The sequence below is a fragment of the Mycobacterium sp. IS-836 genome (assembly GCF_001954275.1).
Classification (GTDB): Bacteria; Actinomycetota; Actinomycetes; order Mycobacteriales; family Mycobacteriaceae; genus Mycobacterium.
The window spans coordinates 1-18,624 of sequence record NZ_MBEU01000087.1 but is presented as its reverse complement, the minus strand read 5'-3'; the positions used below and the strand labels follow the sequence as shown (position 1 = coordinate 18,624).

At 68.5% G+C, this 18,624-nt stretch carries 17 protein-coding genes and 3 pseudogenes; 12 read left to right on the top strand and 8 right to left on the bottom strand.

The genetic code is table 11. From position 1 onward, the window contains the following. Positions 1-8: 8 nt before the first annotated feature. Positions 9-1,124 (bottom strand): MBL fold metallo-hydrolase, encoded by a 1,116-nt coding sequence (locus A5747_RS23280; RefSeq protein ID WP_076128715.1) that lies wholly within the window; start codon positions 1,122-1,124, stop codon positions 9-11. Positions 1,125-1,129: 5 nt separating this feature from the next. Continuing rightward, entirely contained in the window at positions 1,130-1,861 is a 732-nt protein-coding gene (locus tag A5747_RS23275) for an enoyl-CoA hydratase (protein ID WP_076119265.1), read from the bottom strand. A 42-nt stretch (positions 1,862-1,903) separates the two neighbouring features. On the opposite strand from A5747_RS23275, the gene A5747_RS23270 reads away from it, so the two are divergent. Next, positions 1,904-3,376, top strand: a complete 1,473-nt coding sequence (locus A5747_RS23270) for a carboxyl transferase domain-containing protein (protein WP_076128713.1) — start codon at positions 1,904-1,906, stop codon at positions 3,374-3,376. A 27-nt stretch (positions 3,377-3,403) separates the two neighbouring features. Here A5747_RS23270 and A5747_RS23265 read toward each other — a convergent pair whose 3' ends face one another. Then, complete coding sequence (locus A5747_RS23265; RefSeq protein ID WP_076128711.1) at positions 3,404-3,973, bottom strand: TetR/AcrR family transcriptional regulator; 570 nt, start codon at positions 3,971-3,973, stop codon at positions 3,404-3,406. 102 nt (positions 3,974-4,075) lie between these two features. On the opposite strand from A5747_RS23265, the gene A5747_RS23260 reads away from it, so the two are divergent. Genes A5747_RS23260 through A5747_RS23240 form a run of 5 tightly spaced genes read left to right on the top strand, consistent with a single transcriptional unit; the run spans position 4,076 to position 9,243 of the window. Further along, positions 4,076-5,215 carry an NAD(P)/FAD-dependent oxidoreductase gene (locus tag A5747_RS23260; RefSeq protein WP_076128709.1) on the top strand — a complete coding sequence of 380 codons (1,140 nt, stop codon included), beginning with the start codon at positions 4,076-4,078 and terminating at the stop codon, positions 5,213-5,215. Positions 5,216-5,258: 43 nt separating this feature from the next. Continuing rightward, complete coding sequence (gene prrA / locus A5747_RS23255; RefSeq protein WP_139333458.1) at positions 5,259-5,969, top strand: two-component system response regulator PrrA; 711 nt, start codon at positions 5,259-5,261, stop codon at positions 5,967-5,969. A 17-nt stretch (positions 5,970-5,986) separates the two neighbouring features. After that, positions 5,987-7,327 (top strand): HAMP domain-containing sensor histidine kinase, encoded by a 1,341-nt coding sequence (locus A5747_RS23250; protein ID WP_076128707.1) that lies wholly within the window; start codon positions 5,987-5,989, stop codon positions 7,325-7,327. A gap of 41 nt (positions 7,328-7,368) precedes the next feature. Then, a complete protein-coding gene (locus tag A5747_RS23245) occupies positions 7,369-7,632 on the top strand; it encodes a DUF2630 family protein (RefSeq protein ID WP_076128705.1) in 264 nt (87 codons plus the stop codon). 15 nt (positions 7,633-7,647) lie between these two features. Further along, positions 7,648-9,243 carry an NAD(P)/FAD-dependent oxidoreductase gene (locus A5747_RS23240; RefSeq protein WP_076128703.1) on the top strand — a complete coding sequence of 532 codons (1,596 nt, stop codon included), beginning with the start codon at positions 7,648-7,650 and terminating at the stop codon, positions 9,241-9,243. Here the strand turns inward: A5747_RS23240 and A5747_RS23235 are convergent. Further along, the gene (locus A5747_RS23235) at positions 9,240-10,535 is read right to left on the bottom strand and encodes a citrate synthase (RefSeq protein WP_076128701.1); all 1,296 of its coding nucleotides are present in this window, start codon (positions 10,533-10,535) and stop codon (positions 9,240-9,242) included. The two genes, A5747_RS23240 and A5747_RS23235, sit on opposite strands and share 4 nt — an antisense overlap. A 176-nt stretch (positions 10,536-10,711) precedes the next feature. Beyond that, complete coding sequence (gene pdxH, locus A5747_RS23230; RefSeq protein ID WP_076128699.1) at positions 10,712-11,371, bottom strand: pyridoxamine 5'-phosphate oxidase; 660 nt, start codon at positions 11,369-11,371, stop codon at positions 10,712-10,714. Between the two features lie 71 nt (positions 11,372-11,442). On the opposite strand from pdxH, the gene A5747_RS23225 reads away from it, so the two are divergent. Further along, the gene (locus A5747_RS23225; protein WP_076119278.1) at positions 11,443-12,564 is read left to right on the top strand and encodes a citrate synthase 2; all 1,122 of its coding nucleotides are present in this window, start codon (positions 11,443-11,445) and stop codon (positions 12,562-12,564) included. A gap of 194 nt (positions 12,565-12,758) precedes the next feature. Next, positions 12,759-13,214, top strand: coding sequence for a VOC family protein (locus tag A5747_RS23220; RefSeq protein ID WP_076119280.1), 456 nt, complete (start codon positions 12,759-12,761; stop codon positions 13,212-13,214). Here A5747_RS23220 and A5747_RS23215 read toward each other — a convergent pair. Both A5747_RS23215 and A5747_RS23210 read right to left on the bottom strand, forming a co-directional pair. Next, positions 13,211-14,908, bottom strand: a complete 1,698-nt coding sequence (locus A5747_RS23215) for an FAD-dependent oxidoreductase (RefSeq protein ID WP_076128697.1) — start codon at positions 14,906-14,908, stop codon at positions 13,211-13,213. The genes A5747_RS23220 and A5747_RS23215 overlap by 4 nt on opposite strands. Before the next feature lie 16 nt (positions 14,909-14,924). Further along, positions 14,925-15,950: a diiron oxygenase gene (locus tag A5747_RS23210; RefSeq protein WP_076128695.1), complete on the bottom strand. Its 1,026-nt coding sequence runs from the start codon at positions 15,948-15,950 to the stop codon at positions 14,925-14,927. Between the two features lie 199 nt (positions 15,951-16,149). Here A5747_RS23210 and serC point away from each other — a divergent pair, with 199 nt between their 5' ends. The 4 genes and pseudogenes from serC (at position 16,150) to A5747_RS23190 (ending at position 18,416) form a co-directional block, all read left to right on the top strand. After that, a complete protein-coding gene (gene serC, locus A5747_RS23205) occupies positions 16,150-17,268 on the top strand; it encodes a phosphoserine transaminase (protein WP_076128693.1) in 1,119 nt (372 codons plus the stop codon). 122 nt (positions 17,269-17,390) lie between these two features. Next, positions 17,391-18,017: pseudogene (gene sepH, locus A5747_RS23200) on the top strand (septation protein SepH); the annotation flags it as partial. After that, positions 18,007-18,141 (top strand): annotated as a pseudogene (locus A5747_RS23195) (TrmH family RNA methyltransferase); the annotation flags it as partial. The pseudogenes sepH and A5747_RS23195, both read left to right, overlap by 11 nt. Then, positions 18,138-18,416 (top strand): DUF2537 domain-containing protein, encoded by a 279-nt coding sequence (locus A5747_RS23190; protein WP_076057895.1) that lies wholly within the window; start codon positions 18,138-18,140, stop codon positions 18,414-18,416. The pseudogene A5747_RS23195 and the gene A5747_RS23190, both read left to right, overlap by 4 nt. Here A5747_RS23190 and A5747_RS25825 read toward each other — a convergent pair. Beyond that, a pseudogene (locus tag A5747_RS25825) lies at positions 18,417-18,624 on the bottom strand (DUF3071 domain-containing protein); the annotation flags it as partial. It lies immediately after the preceding gene.

Genomic DNA, 18,624 nt, shown 5'->3' with positions numbered 1-18,624 from the left:
CTACCGGATCAGAGCCGCCACCACGGGTTGAATCGGGTGAGCCCGGACGGATCGATGCGCTGCCCCGGCGCGGGGACGGCCACCTTGACATCGGCGGCTTCGGCGGCCGCGAGCAGGCGTTCGACGGGTTCGGCCCACGGGTGCGGGGCCAGCCGGAAGGTGCCCCAGTGGATCGGGACCAGCAGTCCCGACCCGGACACCGTCACATCGAGATGAGCGCGGACCGCTTCCTCGGGGTTCATGTGGATGTCCGGCCACGCCGGGTTGTAGGCCCCGATGGGCAGCAGGGTCAGGTCGAACGGTCCGTGGTCGGCGCCGATCTGCGCGAAGCTCTTCGTGTAGCCGGTGTCGCCGCCGAAATAGGCGCGATGGCTCGGGCCGATGATGCCCCACGACGCCCACAGCGTGGTGTTGCGGTCCATGAACCGCCCCGAAAAGTGGCGCGCCGGCATGCAAATCAGGGTCAGCTCGTCGACCTTCCTGCTCTCGTTCCAGTCGAGTTCGACGATGCGGTGCTCGGGTATGCCCCACGAGCGCAGGTGGGCGCCGACGCCGAGGGGGACGAAGAACGGGGCCCGCTGTGTCCGGGCCAGCGCCAGCACGGTGTCGATGTCGAGGTGGTCGTAGTGGTCATGGCTGATGACGATGGCATCGAGGGCGGGCAACGCTTCGAGTGCTATCGGCGGTGGATGCAGTCGCTGCGGGCCGACCACGTCGGACGGGGAGCATCGGTCGCTCCATACCGGATCGGTGAGCACCCGGTAACCGTCGATCTCCAGCAACGCCGTGGAGTGGCCGAGCCAGCTGACCGCGAGCGGGCCGGGGTCGCCTTCGAAGAGTCGCGGCGCGGCCAGCGGGATCGGCGCCGCCGGGCGGCTCCTGTTGCGTCCCCCCACGAACTCCCACGCGATCATCCCCAGCTGCTCGCGATCCATATTGATCGTGGCCGGGTCGATGTTTACGAAGACGCCGTCGCGATAGTTCGGCGACCGCTGCACCACCGCACGGATCGAGGCCGGATGGGCGCCCAGCGCCGCCGGTGCGCCGTGCAGGGCGCGCAGGGCCCAACCGCCAGCCGCCAGTGTGGCCGTGCCGGCGGCCAGTCGTAGCGCTGCACGGACCATGACGGTCAGGCTCCCTGGAACTTCGGCGGTCGCTTCTCCACGCGGGCGATCTGCGCCTCGATGACGTCCTGGCTTGCCCAGGCCTTGTCGAACAGTTCCTTGTGCTCCGGCCACGCCTCCTCGATGGAGCCGTCGTCGTTGAGCACCCGCTTGGCGTGCTGGATCGCCAAGGGAGCCAGGCCGGCGATCTCGGCGGCCCAGGCCTGGGCGTCTTCGAGGTTGCCGATGCGGTTGGCCATCCCGGTCTGCAGCGCCGTCTCGGCGGTCAGCTTCTCGGCGGCTAGCAGCATCGCTCGGGCCCGGCCGTGGCCGACGAGCGATGCAAGCCGGCGGATGCTCCAGTTATCAAGGGCGAGACCGTATTTCGACGTCGGAAACTGAAAAAAGGCATCCGGCGCGACGACCCGGAGGTCACATTGCATGGCTAGCTGCAGGCCGGCACCGATGGCGGGCCCATTGATAGCGCCGATCACCGGGATCGGGGCGGCGTCCAATACCTTGTGCAGCTCGATGAGCCGGTCGGGGTAGTCGGCGGCGAACGCGTCGCCGCTGAGGTCCGCGCCGGCGCAGAAGGCCGTGCCCTGACCGGTCAGGACAATCGCGCGGATTGACCCCGCCGCCGCCTTCAACACGGCCTCCCGCAGCTCCTCGACGAGCTGGGAGTTCAGGGCATTGCGACGCTCGGGGCGCTGCAGCTCAATCGTCATGACGGCTTCGGCCTGTGTGACACCGATCATGGGGCCCAGCCTATATAGCCGCTTTGTATATAGCCTCGTCGCGTGAGTCGTATCACGACCGAAGAGCTGCGCGACGCGGTCCTGGACGAGGGCTCCTTCGTCAGCTGGGATCGAGAGCCGCTGGCCGTGCCGGTGACCGACTCGTACGCGCGAGAGCTTGCCGGCGCCCGCTCCGCCACCGGCCTGGACGAATCGGTGCTGACCGGCGAGGGGCGCGTGCACGGGCGCCGGGTGGCGGTGGTCGTTTGCGAGTTCGGCTTCCTCGCCGGCTCGATCGGCGTGGCGGCAGCGGAGCGGATCACCGCCGCGGTGGAGCGGGCGACCGCCGAGCGGCTGCCGCTGTTGGCCTCGCCGAGCTCCGGTGGGACCCGCATGCAGGAGGGCACCGTCGCATTTCTGCAGATGGTGAAGATCGCGGCGGCCGTCCGGCTGCACAAACAGGCGGGCCTGCCCTACCTGGTCTACCTGCGCCATCCCACTACCGGCGGGGTCTTTGCCTCGTGGGGTTCGCTGGGCCATGTCACGGTCGCCGAGCCGGGCGCCATGATCGGCTTCCTCGGGCCGAGGGTGTACCAGCTGCTCTACGGCGAGCCGTTCCCGGCTGGGATTCAGACCGCGGAGAACCTGCAGCGACACGGGGTGATCGACGGCGTCGTGCCGCTGGATGGGCTGCGGCGCATGGTCGATCGCGCGCTGACGGTGATCGCCGATGCGCCCGAGCCGCCCGTTTCGCCGCAGCCGGCCGATCCGATCCCCGACGTGCCGGCGTGGGAGTCGGTGGTCGCATCGCGGCGACCCGACCGGCCGGGCGTCGGCCACTTGCTGAGACACGGAACGACCGACCGGGTGCTGCTCTCCGGCACTGGTCAGGGCGAGGCGGCGACGACGCTGCTGGCGTTGGCCCGGTTTTGCGGTCAGCCCGCGGTCGTGCTCGGCCAGCAGCGGGTCACCGGCGGGCTGGTCGGGCCCGCGTCGCTGCGAGAGGCCCGGCGCGGCATGGCGCTGGCCGCCGAATTGCGCCGGCCGCTGGTCTTGGTGATCGACACCGCCGGCCCGGCGTTGTCGGCCGACGCCGAGCAGGGCGGGCTGGCCGGCCAGATCGCCCAGTGCCTGGCCGAGCTCGTGACGCTGGAGACCCCGACGGTGTCGGTACTGCTGGGCCAGGGCAGCGGCGGCCCCGCGCTCGCGATGGTGCCCGCCGACCGGGTGCTGGCCGCGCTGCACGGCTGGCTGGCGCCGCTCCCGCCGGAGGGAGCCAGCGCCATCGTATTCCGCGACACCGCGCATGCGCCCGAACTCGCTGCGGCCCAAGGCATTCGGTCGGCCGAGCTGGTGCGGTCGGGCATCGTCGACGTCATCGTGCCGGAATACCCCGACGCCGCCGACGAGCCCGTTGAGTTCTCCCAGCGACTGTCGCGCGCCATCGCTGCCGAACTGCACGCACTGCGTGGAATTGCCGATGCCGAGCGCCTGGCCGCGCGGTTGCAACGTTACCGCCGCATCGGATTGCCTTGAGCCCAACCCGCGACACGTCGCAACGGTTTATGTCTCGGCGACGGCGTCCTCGGAGGGCAGGCCGAAATAGCGCTGTATCGTCGGGCCGAGCCACTCGACAATCTCGTCGCGCGTCATCTCGACGACGGGCGGGAGCCGTAGCACAAAGCGGCAGAACGCCATACCGATGATCTGCGTAGCGATCAGCCCGGCGCGAACTTCGTGTTCGGCCGCCGGCGCCAGGGCCGCAACCAACGGCTCCACCTGGCTTTCGAAGATCCGCTGCATCCGTTGCGCCGCTTCGCCGTTGGTGGCGCTGGACCGCAGCAGGATCACCAGCGCCTCGTCGCCCTCCCAGCGTTCGAGAAAGTGCCGGACGAGCGAGCGTCCGACCTGTGCCGGGTCGGTCGCTGCGTAGTCGGGAAACCTGAGGTCGAACTCCGCCGCGGCGGCAAACAACTTGTCCTTGCTCCCGTAGTAGCGCATCACCATCGCCGGATCCACGCCGGCATCGGCGGCGATCGCCCGGATCGTCGCCGCCTGGAAACCGGCCGCACCGAACCTTTCGCGGGCCGCCGCCAGGATCGCCGCTTTTGTCTTTTCGGATGATCGCCTCATGTCAACAATTGTAGGCCAACAACTGTTGACATAGCACGCAAGACGCGCCAGCATGGAGTTATGCCAACAAGCGTTGACTTATCCGCAGCAAAGGAGCCAGCCATGCACGACACCGACGTTCTCGTCGTTGGCGCAGGTCCCACCGGCCTCGCCGCCGCCGCTTCCCTGATCACCCACGGGGTCCGCACCGTCCTGGTGGACGCGCTGGCCGAGGGCCAGAACACCACCCGTGCGGCCGTGGTGAACGCCCGCACGCTGGAAGTGCTCGAAGACATCGACGTCTCCCGGCGGCTGGTCGACGCGGGACTGATCGCGCCGCGGTTCACCATGCGCGAGGGCCGGCACGTACTCGTCCCGATCGACTTCAGCGACCTGCCGACGAAATATCCGTACAGCCTGATGCTCTCCCAGGCCGACACCGAACAGCTCCTGCTGGAGCGGCTGCACGAACTCGGCGGTCAGGTGATCCGACCCAAGACGCTGCGCCGCGTGGCCCAGGACGCGGACGGCGTCACGGCCACCTTCGACGACGGCGAGACCATTCGAGCCCGCTATGTCGTCGGTGCCGACGGTATGAAGAGCGTGGTTCGTGAGCAGGCCGGGATCGGCTTTGCCGGAAGCGAATTCGCCGAATCGTTCACACTCGCCGACGTGCGGCTGGCCGGTGCCGCACCCCGCGACGAGGTGATCCTGTTCTACGCCAACGAAGGCCTGACCGTGCTGGCGCCGTTGCCCGGCGACATCTTCCGCATCGTCGCGCCGGCCGCGGACGCCCCGAAGGCGCCCTCGGCAGAGTTCGTGCAGGCGCTGCTTGACAGCCGCGGGTTCGGACCCGGTGAGTCGGTCGTCACCGAGCTCTTGTGGGGAACGCGGTTCCACATCCACCACCGTGTCGCCGACAGTTACCGGGCCGGGCGACTACTGCTGGCCGGTGACGCCGCCCACGTGCACAGCCCCGCCGGCGGCCAGGGCATGAATCTCGGTATCCTCGACGCGATTTCGCTTGCCCGCGCGCTCTCCGAGGTCGTGGGGGGCGGCTCGGACACCGCCTTGGACACCTACGCCACCGTGCAGCGCGGATATGCCGCGCAGGTTCTGAAACTGACCGGACGCCTGACCAAGATGGCGACCCTGCCGCGCCCGGTGCGCCCGGTCCGCAACTCGGCCATGCGCCTGGCCGCGGGAGTTCCCGCGGTGCGCCGGCAGATTGCGGTTCAGCTCAGCGGCCTCGACCGCCGGTGAGCAGAGTCGCGCCTCCCACCGCGATAGGGAACAATCCGGCAAAATGGGCGACATGGACACCGGTGTGAGCTCACCTCGCGTCTTGGTCGTCGACGACGACTCCGACGTGCTCGCCTCGCTCGAACGCGGACTGCGACTCTCCGGATTCGAGGTATCGACCGCGGTCGACGGGGCCGAGGCGTTGCGCAGCGCGACCGAGACCCGGCCCGACGCGATCGTCCTCGACATCAACATGCCCGTGCTGGACGGCGTCAGCGTCGTCACGGCATTGCGCGCCATGGATAACGACGTGCCCGTCTGTGTGCTGTCCGCCCGCAGCTCGGTCGACGACCGGGTGGCCGGGCTGGAGGCCGGCGCCGACGATTACCTGGTCAAACCCTTCGTGCTGGCCGAACTGGTGGCCCGGGTGAAGGCGCTGCTGCGCCGCCGCGGCGCCACCGCGACGTCGTCCTCGGAAACCATCACGGTCGGGCCGCTGGAGGTGGACATCCCGGGCCGGCGGGCCCGGGTCAACGGCGTCGACGTGGACCTGACCAAGCGGGAGTTCGACCTGCTGGCGGTGCTGGCCGAGCACAAGACCGCGGTCCTGTCACGCGCGCAGCTGCTGGAGCTGGTGTGGGGGTATGACTTCGCGGCCGACACCAACGTCGTCGACGTGTTCATCGGCTACCTGCGCCGCAAGCTCGAGGCCAACGGCGGGCCCCGGCTGCTGCACACCGTTCGAGGAGTCGGGTTCGTGCTGCGCATGCAGTAACCGGATCGAAGCAGGCCATGAACATCCTGTCGCGAATCGTTGCTCGTACGCCGTCGCTGCGGACCCGGGTGGTGGTCGCGACGGCCATCGGGGCGGCGATTCCGGTGCTCATCGTCGGCGCCGTGGTCTGGGTCGGCATCACCAACGACCGCAAGGAGCGGCTGGATCGCCGTCTGGACGAGGCCGCGGGCTTCGCGATCCCGTTCCTGCCCCGCGGTCTTGGTGAAATCCCCCGCTCGCCCAACGACCGTGACGCCATCATGACGATCCGCAGCGGCAACCTGATCAAGTCGAATTCCGATGTCACGCTGCCCAAGCTGGACGACGGCTACGCCGACACCTACATCAACGGGGTGCGCTACCGGGTGCGGACGGTGGAGATTCCCGGGCCGGGGCCGACCTCGCTCGCCGTCGGCGCCACCTACGACGCCACCCTCGCCGAGACCAACAATTTGCATCGACGGGTGATGCTGATCTGTGGCTTCGCCATCGGCGCCGCGGCCGTATTCGCTTGGCTGCTAGCCGCTTTCGCGGTGCGCCCGTTCAAGCAGCTCGCCCAGCAGACCCGGTCGATCGACGCGGGAGACGAGGCGCCGCGAGTCGAAGTGCACGGCGCCAGCGAAGCGGTCGAAATCGCCGAGGCGATGCGGGGAATGCTGCAACGCATCTGGAACGAGCAGAACCGGACCAAAGAGGCGCTGGCTTCGGCGCGCGACTTCGCCGCGGTCTCCTCCCATGAGCTCCGGACCCCGCTGACCGCGATGCGCACCAACCTCGAGGTGCTGTCGACCCTGGATCTGCCCGACGACCAACGCAAAGAGGTGCTCAACGACGTCATCCGCACCCAGTCGCGCATCGAGGCCACCCTGAGCGCCCTGGAGCGGTTGGCCCAGGGCGAACTGTCGACGTCCGACGATCACGTACCGGTCGACATCACCGACCTGCTCGACCGCGCCGCCCACGACGCGACACGGATCTACCCCACCGTCGACGTCTCGCTGGTGCCGTCGCCAACCTGCATCATCGTGGGATTGCCGGCAGGGTTGCGCCTCGCGGTCGACAACGCGATCGCGAACGCCGTCAAGCATGGCGGCGCCACCAAGGTCCAGCTGTCCGCGGTCAGCTCGCGGGCCGGAGTGGAGATCGCCGTCGACGACAACGGCACCGGGGTGCCCGAAGGCGAGCGCGAGGTGGTGTTCGAGCGATTCTCCCGCGGGTCGACGGCCTCACACTCGGGCTCGGGCTTGGGGCTGGCGTTGGTGGCACAGCAGGCGCACCTGCACGGCGGAACGGCATCGCTGGAAGACAGCCCGCTGGGCGGCGCGCGGCTGGTGCTGCGCCTGCCCGGTCCGAGCTAGCGTCGCCGTCACGCGCCGCCGGTCTCGGGCACACTAGGACGATGGCCGATGGCAACACACCAACCGACAGCGACGCCTTGGCGCACATCCGCGAGCTGGTCGCCGAGGAGAAAGCCCTGCGCGCGCAGCTGCAGCGCCGGGACATCACCGAGTCTGAGGAGCACGAACGCCTGCGCCAGGTGGAGATCGAACTCGACCAGTGCTGGGACCTGCTGCGGCAGCGCCGGGCGCTGCGCGAGACGGGTGGCGACCCAAAGGAAGCGGCCGTTCGTCCACCCGGCCAGGTCGAGGGATACCTCGGCTAGGAAACCATCCGGAATATGGCGGTCGACGGCATCCGGGATTGCGACGTTGTCGTCGTCGGCGGCGGCCACAATGGCCTGGTCGCGGCCGGCTATCTGGCCCGGGCGGGCCTCCGGGTGCGGCTGCTGGAGCGGCTAGGACACGTCGGCGGAGCCGCGGTCTCCGCGCAGCCGTTCGACGGCGTCGACGTCCGGGTCTCGCGCTACGCGTACCTGGTCAGCCTGCTCCCCCCACGGATCCTCGATGACCTGGGCGCCGCCGCGCCGCTGGCCCGGCGGCGATTCTCGTCGTACACGCCCGACCCCGGCTCCGGCGGCCGCACCGGTCTGCTAGTTGGGCGCCCCGACGCGTTCGCAGCGATCGGCGCAGCCGACGACGAACACGGTTTCGCGACGTTCTACCGGCGCTGCCGAGTAGTCACGGAACGCCTGTGGCCGACGCTGCTCGAACCGCTGCGCACCCGCGAACAGGCCCGCCGGCACGTCCTCGACGGCGGCGATCCCGATGCGGCGTCGGCGTGGCGGGCCATCGTCGACGAGCCGATAGGGCACGCGATCGCCGGCGCGGTGGGCAACGACCTCGTTCGCGGCGTGATCGCCACCGACGCGCTGATCGGCACCTTCGCCCGCCTCGACGAGCCGTCGCTGAGCCAGAACGTCTGCTTCCTGTATCACGTGCTCGGCGGCGGCACCGGAGACTGGAACGTCCCCATCGGCGGGATGGGCTCGGTGACGGCCGCCCTGGCCGCGGCGGCCGTCGCCCACGGCGCCGAAATCACCACCGGCGCAGACGTTCTCGCCGTCGATCCGGACGGTCTGGTGCGCTACCGCAGCGGCGACGAGGAGCACACTATCCGCGGCCGCTTCGTTCTGGCCGGCGTGACTCCGACGGTGTTGGCCGGGCTGCTCGGAGAACGGCCGGCGAGCCCGGCCCAGGGCGCGCAGGTCAAAGTGAACATGGTGCTGCGGCGGTTGCCGCGCCTGCGCGACGACAGCGTCACCGCCGAACAAGCATTTGCCGGGACCTTTCACGTCAACGAGACGTGGACACAGCTGGATACGGCGTATTCGCGCGCGGCCGCCGGACACCTACCGGACCCGCTGCCGTGCGAGGCCTACTGCCACTCCCTGACCGACCCGAGCATCCTGCCGGCCGGGCTGCGTGACTCGGGCGCTCACACGATGACGGTGTTCGGCCTGCACACCCCGCATTCGCTATTCGACGGCACCTACTCCGGGGCGCTGCGTGACCGGCTGGCCGATTCGGTGCTGGCGTCGCTGAATTCCGTTCTGGCCGAACCGATCCAGGACGTGTTGATGAGCGACGCGCATGGGCGGCCGTGCATCGAGACGACGACCACCCTGGACCTACACCGCAAACTGGGGATGACCGCGGGCAACATCTTCCACGGCGCATTGTCGTGGCCGTTCGCGGACGACGACGACGGGCTAGACACACCGGCGGGGCAATGGGGCGTCGCCACGGCGCACGAGCGAATCATGTTGTGCGGGTCAGGCGCGCGCCGCGGCGGAGCGGTATCGGGCATCGCGGGCCACAACGCCGCGATGGCGGTACTTACCGCAGTGTTCGCCGGGCCCTGCCCGGCAACCTAGCGCTGCTCGATCGTGGCGTAGTCGCGTTCGGTGTACCCGGTGTAAATCTGGCGCGGGCGGCCGATCTTGCTGTCACCCTCGTCGTGCATCTCGCGCCAGTGCGCGATCCACCCGGGCAGCCGGCCCAACGCGAATAGCACGGTGAACATCCGGGTGGGGAAACCGAGTGCCCGGTAGATCAGGCCGGTGTAGAAGTCGACGTTGGGGTAGAGCTTGCGCTCGATGAAGTAGTCGTCGGTGAGCGCCTTCTCCTCGAGCTCCTTCGCGATGCTGAGCAGGTCGTCGTCGCCACCGAGTTTCGACAGGATCTTGTCGGCCTGCTCCTTGACGATCCGCGCGCGGGGGTCGTAGTTCTTGTAGACGCGGTGACCGAAGCCCATCAATTTGACGCCGGCCTCGCGGTTCTTCACCTTGCGGACGAATTCGCTGACGTCGTCGTCGCTCTCGCGGATCTCCTCCAGCATCTCGAGCACCGCCTGGTTAGCGCCGCCGTGCAGCGGGCCCCAGAGCGCGTTGATGCCGCCGGAGATCGAGGTGAACAGGTTGGCCCGCGACGAGCCGACCAGCCGGACCGTCGAGGTCGAACAGTTCTGTTCGTGGTCGGCGTGCAGGATGAACAACATGTCCAACGCCCGCACGATCTCGGGATCGGCCCGATACGGCTCGGCGGGCAACCCGAAGGTCATCCACAGGAAGTTCTCCACCAGCGAAAGCGAATTGTCCGGGTAGAGGAACGGCTGCCCGACCGACTTCTTGTAGGCGTACGCGGCGATGGTGGGCAGCTTCGCGAGTAGACGAATCGTGGACAGCTCCACCTGCCCGTTGTCCATCGGATCCAGCGAATCCGGATAGTAGGAGCTCAACGCGTTCACCACGCTGGACAACACCGGCATCGGGTGGGCGTTGGGCGGGAAGCCGTCGAAGAACCGCTTGAGGTCCTCGTGCAACATGGTGTGCCGCTGGATCTTGGTGGTGAATTCGGCGAGCTGGTCCTTGTCCGGCAGCTCGCCGTAGATCAGCAGATAGCTGACCTCGATGAAGGTCGACTTCTCGGCGAGCTGCTCAATGGGGTAACCGCGGTAGCGCAGGATCCCGGCGTCGCCGTCGATATAGGTGATGGAGCTCTTGCAGGCGGCGGTGTTGACGAACCCGTTGTCAAACGTGGTGTGGCCGGTCTTGGACAACAGCGAGCCCAGCGCGATGCCGTCAGCTCCCTCGGTGGCGTGGACGACCTCGAGGTCGAGCTCACCTCCCGGGTACTTGAGAGTTGCGGTGTCGTCGGTGTCGGCCACGAGAACCCCTTTGCGCTCTGGCTGATATGGCTGCCCTGACTAGGTGCTTATAGCTGAAGGTAGTCGTTATCGCGGCGGGGCGCCTGCCCGGGGTGGGTCTCGACGATCTTCCTTAGGCAATCATCAGGCGGCCCGTCACAACGGGCGCTTTATGGCCCGGCCGCGGCTCACGTCGGTCAGGGCTGGAGGCGCTCGACCTGCGACCCGATGACTCGGATCCGGTTGTGCACCCGGTTTTCCCGGCCCTGCCAGAACTCCACCACTTCGGGCGCGATGACGTAGCCACCCCACCCCGGTGGCACCGGGATGCGCTCGTCGTCGGCGAAGCGCGCTGTCACGTCGGCCAGCTGGTCGAGCAGCGCCGCGCGCGACGCGATCGGCTGCGACTGGTGTGACGCCCACGCGCCCAGCTGCGAGCCGCGCGGCCGTTTGGACCAATACTCCGCGGTGATCCGCGGGTCGACCTTGGTCACCGCGCCGCGGACGTGCACCTGTCGCCCCAGCAGGTACCAGGGGAAGGTCGCCGACGCGTACGGCGTCGCCGCCAGCTCGATGCCTTTGGCTGAGTCATAGTTCGTGAAGAATGTGATCCCGGTCTCGTCCACGCCCTTGCACAGCACCGACCGGCTCATCGGCCTACCCTCGGCCACGGTGGCCAGCACGAACGCATTGGGTTCGGGCACCCCGAAGTGTTCGGCGTCGTCAATCCACTTGCGCAGCAACGCAAGCCAACCGTCATCGAGCCAGTCCGCGTCGAGGTCGGGGCCGCCGTCCCGCTCGACCGACCCGTACTCGACTCGCATTCGTTGCAGGTGGTCGTCGTCTGGTCCTGCCATCGCGCCAACGCTACCGGCGCTTGCTACCGGCCGGTAGCGTCCGCCCGGAAGCGGGGTGCGAGAATTTTCCTATGACTGTGGTCCCGGAAGATTTCGTCCCTGGCCTCAACGGTGTGGTCGCGTTCACCACCGAGATCGCCGAACCGGATAAAGACGGCGGCGCGTTGCGCTATCGCGGCGTCGATATCGAGGATCTGGTGAGCCAGCGGGTCACGTTCGGCGAGGTGTGGGGCTTGTTGGTGGATGGTGAGTTCGGCCGCGGACTGCCTCCGGCCGAGCCATTCCCGCTGCCGATCCACACCGGCGACGTCCGCGTCGACGTGCAGGCCGGCCTGGCCATGCTGGCGCCGATCTGGGGATACAAGCCCTTGCTGGACGTCGACGATGCCACCGCGCGCACGCAACTGGCCCGGGCATCGGTGATGGCGCTGTCCTATGTCGCGCAGTCGGCGCGCGGAATCTACCAGCCCGCGGTCCCGCAGCGAGTCATCGACGAATGCTCCACGGTGACAGCACGTTTCATGACCCGCTGGCAGGGCGAGCCCGATCCCCGGCATGTCGAGGCCATCGACGCCTATTGGGTGTCCGCGGCCGAGCATGGCATGAATGCCTCGACGTTCACGGCGCGAGTGATCGCCTCGACCGGCGCCGATGTCGCGGCGGCCCTGTCCGGGGCGATCGGGGCGATGAGCGGTCCGCTGCATGGTGGTGCGCCGGCCCGGGTGCTGCCGATGCTCGAGGAGGTCGAGCGCACCGGCGACGCCCGGGGCCTGGTCAAGGGGATCCTGGACCGCGGCGACAAGCTGATGGGGTTTGGGCACCGGGTCTACCGCGCCGAAGACCCCAGGGCGCGGGTGCTGCGGGCAGCGTCGGAACGGCTGGGCGCGCCGCGCTACGAGGTGGCGGTCGCGCTCGAGCAGGCCGCGCTGGCCGAGTTGCGCGAGCGGCGTCCGGACCACCCGATCGAGACCAACGTCGAGTTCTGGGCCGCGGTGATCCTGGACTTCGCCCAGGTGCCGGCCCACATGATGCCGGCGATGTTCACCTGTGGCCGCACCGCCGGTTGGTGCGCGCACATTCTCGAGCAGAAGCGGCTGGGCAAGTTGGTTCGCCCGTCGGCGATCTATGTGGGCCCGGGGCCGCGCAGCCCGGAGTCCGTGCAGGGGTGGGACCGGGTCCTCACCACGGCCTGAGCTTCCGCTCGCGGGCGTAACGTCACGGCGAACTTCGGCCCAATTTTTCGCCCTGGCGTTACGCTCGCGTCCACTAGTTGTCGGTGCCCGGCGTTTAAATGGCGATCGCCGCGATGAGTTAGCGTCGCGGCCGGGGTCAGTATCCGTGAGCCGGTCCGGGACTGGCCTGGACACCCACAACCAAGGAGGCCGCCATGGCAATCGATATCGAACCCGCAGTTTCCCCACACCTCGTCGTTGGCGACGCCGCAGCGGCGATCGACTTCTACGTCAAGGCTTTTGGTGCCGTTGAGCTGGGCCGGGTGCCCCGCCCCGACGGCAAACTGGTCCACGCCGCGCTGCGCATCAACGGCTCGCTGGTGATGCTCAACGACGACTTCCCGGAAGTGTGCGGCGGCAAGTCGATGACGCCGAAGTCACTCGGCGGCACGCCAGTCACCATCCATCTGACGGTTACCGACGTCGACGCCAAGTTCCAGCAGGCGCTGGACGCGGGCGCCACCGTGGTGACGCCGTTGGACGACCAGTTCTGGGGCGACCGCTACGGCGTGGTCGAGGACCCGTTCGGGCATCACTGGTCGTTGGGTCAGCCGGTGCGCGAGGTCAGCCCCGAGGACATTCAAGCGGCGATGTCCGGGCAGGCCGGCTAGAAGTCGCGCAGCCGGGCCAGCAGCCGGCGTCGCCTCGGGGGCGCCGGCTGGGCCGTGGCCGCAGCGGCGAGCATGTCGCCGACGTCGGTGAACTTGACGCGCGGTCGACTCTCGTCGCTGCCGCGGGCGATCTCGGCGGCGTCGATGGCGCCCCACCCCGCGGCGTCGACGGCGTCGGGCTGGTGGGCGTGCACCAGCCGGTCCAGTGCGTCCGGCTTGGCGAGCGGATCTGCCAGCCTGCCTTCGTTGAAGTCGGCGACTAGCGCGTGCACGGTCTGCAAGGAGCAGGACTTGTTGGTGCCGATGAAGCCGGTCGGTCCACGCTTGATCCATCCCGCGACGTAAGCGCCGGGCACCGGGCGTCCTGAGGTGGGATCGACGACGCGGCCGCCCTCGTTCGGCACGACGGCCGCGGATTCGTCGAACGGAAGATCGCGAATCGGCTTGCCGCGGTAGCCGATCGACGTGAGCACGAGGCCCGCGTCCAGCCGGCGCACCTCATCGGTGCCGGTGACGGAGAACTCGACACCGGTGGCGCGTTGCTGGCCCAGCACGCGCTGGGGCGTGAGCTGGTAGGCCAGCCGGACTCGTGGCCGCCTGCCCGCACGCGGCGCCGAAGCATCGCCGAGCTTGCTCACGATCTCCAGCTTGTTCCGGGTCAACGTGTCGGAGGCCGACGCGAGATCGCTTGCCACCAACCGCTGATCGCCCGGATCGAGCACGACCTCGGAGGCGCCGGTGAGCCCGATCAGTTCGGGCAACGTGAACGCGGAATTCGCCGGGCCGCGCCGTGCGGCGATCACCACCTCGCGGACCGCGGAGCCGCGCAATGCCTCCAACGCATGATCGGAGATGTCGGTGCGGGCCAAGTCGTTCGGGTCCGCCGTGAGCACGCGGGCCACATCGAGGGCGACATTGCCGTTGCCGATGATCACCACCCGCTCGTGGCTGAGATCGACTGGCAGCTCGGTGAAGTCGGGATGTCCGTTGATCCATGCGACCAATTCGGTGGCGGTTCCCGTGCCCGGTAGCCCCATGCCTTCGATGTCCAGGCGGCGGTCGTCGGGCGCACCGACGGCGTACAGCACGGCGTGATGATGGGCCAGCAGGTCGGCGTGGCTCAGGTGCTTGCCGATCTCGACGTTGAGGTAGAACCGGAAATGGCGATGACGGGTGACCCGGTCGAACAGCTGGGTGACTTTCTTGGTGTTCTGATGATCCGGCGCCACGCCCGCGCGAACCAGCCCGTAGGGCGTGGGCAGCTTCTCAAAGACGTTGACGCGCACGCCATGTTGGGTGAGCAGCTCATCGGCGGCATACATCGCCGCGGGCCCGGACCCGACTATCGCGACGGTCAGCGGATGACGGCGCACACGCACCTCGGCCGCGGGGATCACCGGGGCCAGCGTCGAGGTCGGCGGCAGTTTCTCGCCCGCGGGCCGCGGCGGGTAGAAGGACGCGTTGATTTCGACGAACGGCAGCTGTTTGGGCTCCAACCGGGTGTCGGGTGCGATCGCGCCCACCGGGCAGGCGCTCACGCAGGCGCCGCAGTCCACGCACGCCACCGGATCGATGTAGAGCATCTCCGAGGTCGCGAAGCCAGGCTCGTCCGGTGTCGGGTGAATGCAATTCACCGGGCACGCGAAGACACAGGACCCGTCGTTACAGCACGACTGGGTAATAACGTGCGGCATTGAACTCCCGGAAACGCTAGGCGGCCGGCGCCGCGGCCAGGTGCTGGCGTTGCGGTTCGCTGCGGTAGCGCGACGGCTTGCCGTTGATCTTGCACAGGCGCCACATCAGCCGCGCCGAACGGGTTTCCATCAACCCGGTGTCGTTGGCCAGCATCCGGACGTCGGCGAACATGTCGCTCAACCACTTTCGCGAATCCGGCGACCGGAAGAACAGCTCCTTCTTGACCTCGCGCGGAATGTCGAACTCCCGCCAGAACGCCTTGGGCGGCACGGTGATCGCCTGGCACAGCACCCGCATCGTCAGCGGGTAGTACAGCGAGACCCAGAACCGCTGTCGTTTGCTCAACTGCGGCAACCGCTTTCGCAGGAACTCGTGAGCGAACGAGATGTGCCGGGCCTCCTCGGCCACGTGGATCGCCATCACCCGCTCCATGATCGGGTGCAGTGACTTGCCTTCGCGCAGAACGTTTTTCTGCGTGTGGTCGATCGGCTCCTCGCCGGCCAGCACGCCGATGAAGAACGCCACCGGCAACGGTCCGGCGACCAGCGGGATCAGGGGCGAGATCCAGCGCAGCATCCGCGGCATCCCCGGCACGTCGGCGCCGACGCGGTTCACCATCTCCTGGAACATCATCGTGTGGTTGCACTCTTCGACCGACTCGTGCAGGCAGTACCGGTATTCGGGTGATCCGTTGGGCACCCAGAACGTGTAGTTCATCAGGCCGCGGATCAGGATGGACTCGAAGTGCAGCCCCACCTTGGCCACGTTGGCCTGGCGCCACATTCCGATCTTGATCTTGCGCTCGTCGGACTGGGCCTGATACCAGGGATGGCGGCCCAGCGGGTCGGTCTTCGGCAGGATCCAGCGGGGGTCGTTGTCCGTGACCGCGAATTCCGGTGAGTCCCAATCGATATCGGTATACGGGTTGAAGTTTCGCCGCACCGACCCCTCGGACAGTGTGGCAAGCATGTTGACGTAGTCGACGTCGTCGCGGACTTCCATGTTGCGGCGCCACCGCCGGACCGTTCGCGTCCTGGCCATATCCAAGCCCTCCCCAACGAGGTTTACATTTGGACGTGCTGTGTCTAGACAGTACCGCGGGTACCGGGAATGTTCCAGACCCCGCGGAGCAGTGTGGGCTGACCAGTGGTCAGGCAAATTGTGTGTCCTGGCTCACACCGCGACGCGGCGGCCGGGCCGCCCGACCACCGGTCGCGCGGCGCTCACTACGCTGGCTGGCATGGCTGACGAGCTCCAGATTCCCGCTGACCTCAAACCCCGCGACGGCCGCTTCGGATCGGGTCCGTCGAAGGTCCGACCCGAGCAATTGCAGGCGCTGAGCACCACCGCGGCCGCGCTGTTCGGCACCTCGCACCGGCAGGCGCCGGTCAAGAATCTGGTGGGGCGGGTTCGGTCGGGGCTCGCGGAGCTTTTCTCGGTGCCCGACGGCTACGAGGTCATCCTGGGCAACGGCGGCGCGACGGCGTTCTGGGATTCCGCGGCCTTCGGGCTGATCGACAAGCGCTCGCTGCACCTTTCCTACGGCGAGTTCAGCTCGAAGTTCGCCTCCGCCGTCGTCAAGAACCCATTCATCGGCGAACCCATCATCGTCAAGGCGGATCCCGGCAGCGCACCGGAGCCGCGGAGCGATCCGTCGGTCGACGTGATCGCGTGGGCCCACAACGAGACCTCGACGGGGGTCGCGGTCCCGGTCCAGCGCCCGGCGGATTCGGGCGACGCGTTGGTCGTCATCGATGCGACCTCGGGCGCCGGCGGGTTGCCCGTCGACATCACCGAAGCCGACGCGTACTACTTCGCGCCGCAGAAGAACTTCGCCAGCGACGGCGGCCTGTGGCTGGCGATCATGAGCCCAGCCGCGCTGGCCCGGGTCGAGTCGATCGCCGCGTCCGGTCGCTGGGTTCCCGACTTCCTGTCGCTGCCGATCGCGGTGGAGAACAGCTTGAAGAACCAGACGTACAACACTCCCGCGATCGGCACCCTGGCGCTGCTGGCCGAACAGCTCGACTGGATGTTGGGCAACGGCGGGCTGGACTGGGCGGTCAAGCGCACGGCCGACTCGTCGCAGCGGTTGTACTCCTGGGCGCAGGAGCGGCCGTACACGACGCCGTTCGTCGCCGATCCCGGGCTGCGTTCCCAGGTGGTGGGCACGATCGACTTCGTCGACGACGTCGACGCCGCGGCGGTCGCGTCGATTCTGCGGGCCAACGGCATCGTCGACACAGAGCCGTACCGCAAACTCGGCCGCAACCAGCTCAGGGTTGCGATGTTCCCCGCGGTCGAGCCCGACGACGTCAGCGCTCTCACGCAGTGCGTCGACTGGGTGGTCGAACGGCTTTAACCCGCCGGCAATCCGCACGCAACCGCCCAGCGTGTCAGCACAGGTGATGGGCGTCGGCTGGACTAGAGTGCGCACGTGACGGGTCCGTCGCTGACCTGCACGGAGCCTGCGAGGAGAACACCATGCGAGAACTCAAAATGGTTAGGCTCGATGCCGACAGCAAATACATCGTCTGCGAGAGCGATGATCCCGCAGAGGAGTTCAGGCTGGCGATCGACGACCGATTGCGGGCCGCGCTGAACGGCGAGACCCCGCAGCCGGAGCAACCGCACCTCGAGATCGACGTCACCAACATGCTGAGCCCCAAAGAAATTCAGGCCAAGATCCGTGCGGGCGCCTCCGTCGAGCAAGTGGCCGCGGCGTCGGGTTCCGACATCGCGCGCATCCGCCGCTTCGCCCACCCGGTGCTGCTGGAGCGTTTTCGCGCGGCGGAGCTGGCAACGGCCGCACATCCGATGCTCGACGACGGGCCCGCGGTGCTCACCCTGCTCGAGACCGTCAGCGCCGCGCTGGTGACGCGTGGCCTCGACCACGAGAAGCTCAGCTGGGACGCCTGGCGCAACGAAGACAACCGATGGACGGTGCAGCTCGCGTGGAAGGCCGGCCGCTCCGACAACAACGCACACTTCTGCTTCACGCCGGGCGCTCACGGCGGCACGGTTACCGCGATCGACGACGCGGCCAGTGAGCTGATCGACCCGAACTTCGAGCGTCCGCTGCGGCCGGTGGCGCCGGTGGCCGGGGTTGACGCCGGCCACGCTGCGATTGAGCGATGTGCGGGTACGCATCCCGATGTCGCGGGGTACCGACTCGCTCAACGTCGCGACCGCGGCGGCTTTGGCGTTCTACGAGCGGGTTAGGCTCGGCCCGTGAGCGACCAGCGCTCCCAGTCTGTGCCGTGGGCAACGGGGTTGACGGTGGCCGGGTTTGTCGCGGCGGTCACGGCGGTCGCGATCGTCGTGCTCAGCCTCGGGCTGGTGCGAGTACATCCGCTGTTGGCCGTCGGGCTCAACGTCGTGGCGGCCGGGGGACTGGCACCGACGTTGTGGGGATGGCGACGCACCCCGGTGCTGCGGTGGTTTGTGTTGGGTGCCGGCGTCGGTGTGACGGGAGCGTGGCTGACGCTGCTCGCGCTGGCGGTGTCGTAGTTAGCGCTGCCCGCCGGAGCGCACCCCGAGCAGCACGTCCTCCCACGCGGGAATGACCGGCTTGCCACGTCGCGTGTGGACCGGCTGCTCCTGAGGCGTGGGGGGGGGGCGGGGGGGGGGGGGGGGGGGCCCGGGGGGGGGGGGGGGGGGGGGGGGGGGGGGGGGGGGGGGGGGGGGGGGGGGGGGGGGGGGGGGGGGGGGGGGGGGG

Bases quoted from the DNA above. Each gene is read 5' to 3' on its own strand.
- serC (WP_076128693.1), top strand. From the start codon at position 16,150: ATGGCTGACGAGCTCCAGATTCCCGCTGACCTCAAACCCCGCGACGGC.
- A5747_RS23240 (WP_076128703.1), top strand. From the start codon at position 7,648: ATGGCGGTCGACGGCATCCGGGATTGCGACGTTGTCGTCGTCGGCGGC.
- A5747_RS23260 (WP_076128709.1), top strand. From the start codon at position 4,076: ATGCACGACACCGACGTTCTCGTCGTTGGCGCAGGTCCCACCGGCCTC.
- pdxH (WP_076128699.1), bottom strand. From the start codon at position 11,371: ATGGCAGGACCAGACGACGACCACCTGCAACGAATGCGAGTCGAGTAC.
- A5747_RS23245 (WP_076128705.1), top strand. From the start codon at position 7,369: ATGGCCGATGGCAACACACCAACCGACAGCGACGCCTTGGCGCACATC.
- A5747_RS23215 (WP_076128697.1), bottom strand. From the start codon at position 14,908: ATGCCGCACGTTATTACCCAGTCGTGCTGTAACGACGGGTCCTGTGTC.
- A5747_RS23250 (WP_076128707.1), top strand. From the start codon at position 5,987: ATGAACATCCTGTCGCGAATCGTTGCTCGTACGCCGTCGCTGCGGACC.
- A5747_RS23210 (WP_076128695.1), bottom strand. From the start codon at position 15,950: ATGGCCAGGACGCGAACGGTCCGGCGGTGGCGCCGCAACATGGAAGTC.
- A5747_RS23265 (WP_076128711.1), bottom strand. From the start codon at position 3,973: ATGAGGCGATCATCCGAAAAGACAAAAGCGGCGATCCTGGCGGCGGCC.
- A5747_RS23225 (WP_076119278.1), top strand. From the start codon at position 11,443: ATGACTGTGGTCCCGGAAGATTTCGTCCCTGGCCTCAACGGTGTGGTC.
- A5747_RS23220 (WP_076119280.1), top strand. From the start codon at position 12,759: ATGGCAATCGATATCGAACCCGCAGTTTCCCCACACCTCGTCGTTGGC.
- prrA (WP_139333458.1), top strand. From the start codon at position 5,259: ATGGGCGACATGGACACCGGTGTGAGCTCACCTCGCGTCTTGGTCGTC.
- A5747_RS23280 (WP_076128715.1), bottom strand. From the start codon at position 1,124: ATGGTCCGTGCAGCGCTACGACTGGCCGCCGGCACGGCCACACTGGCG.
- A5747_RS23275 (WP_076119265.1), bottom strand. From the start codon at position 1,861: ATGATCGGTGTCACACAGGCCGAAGCCGTCATGACGATTGAGCTGCAG.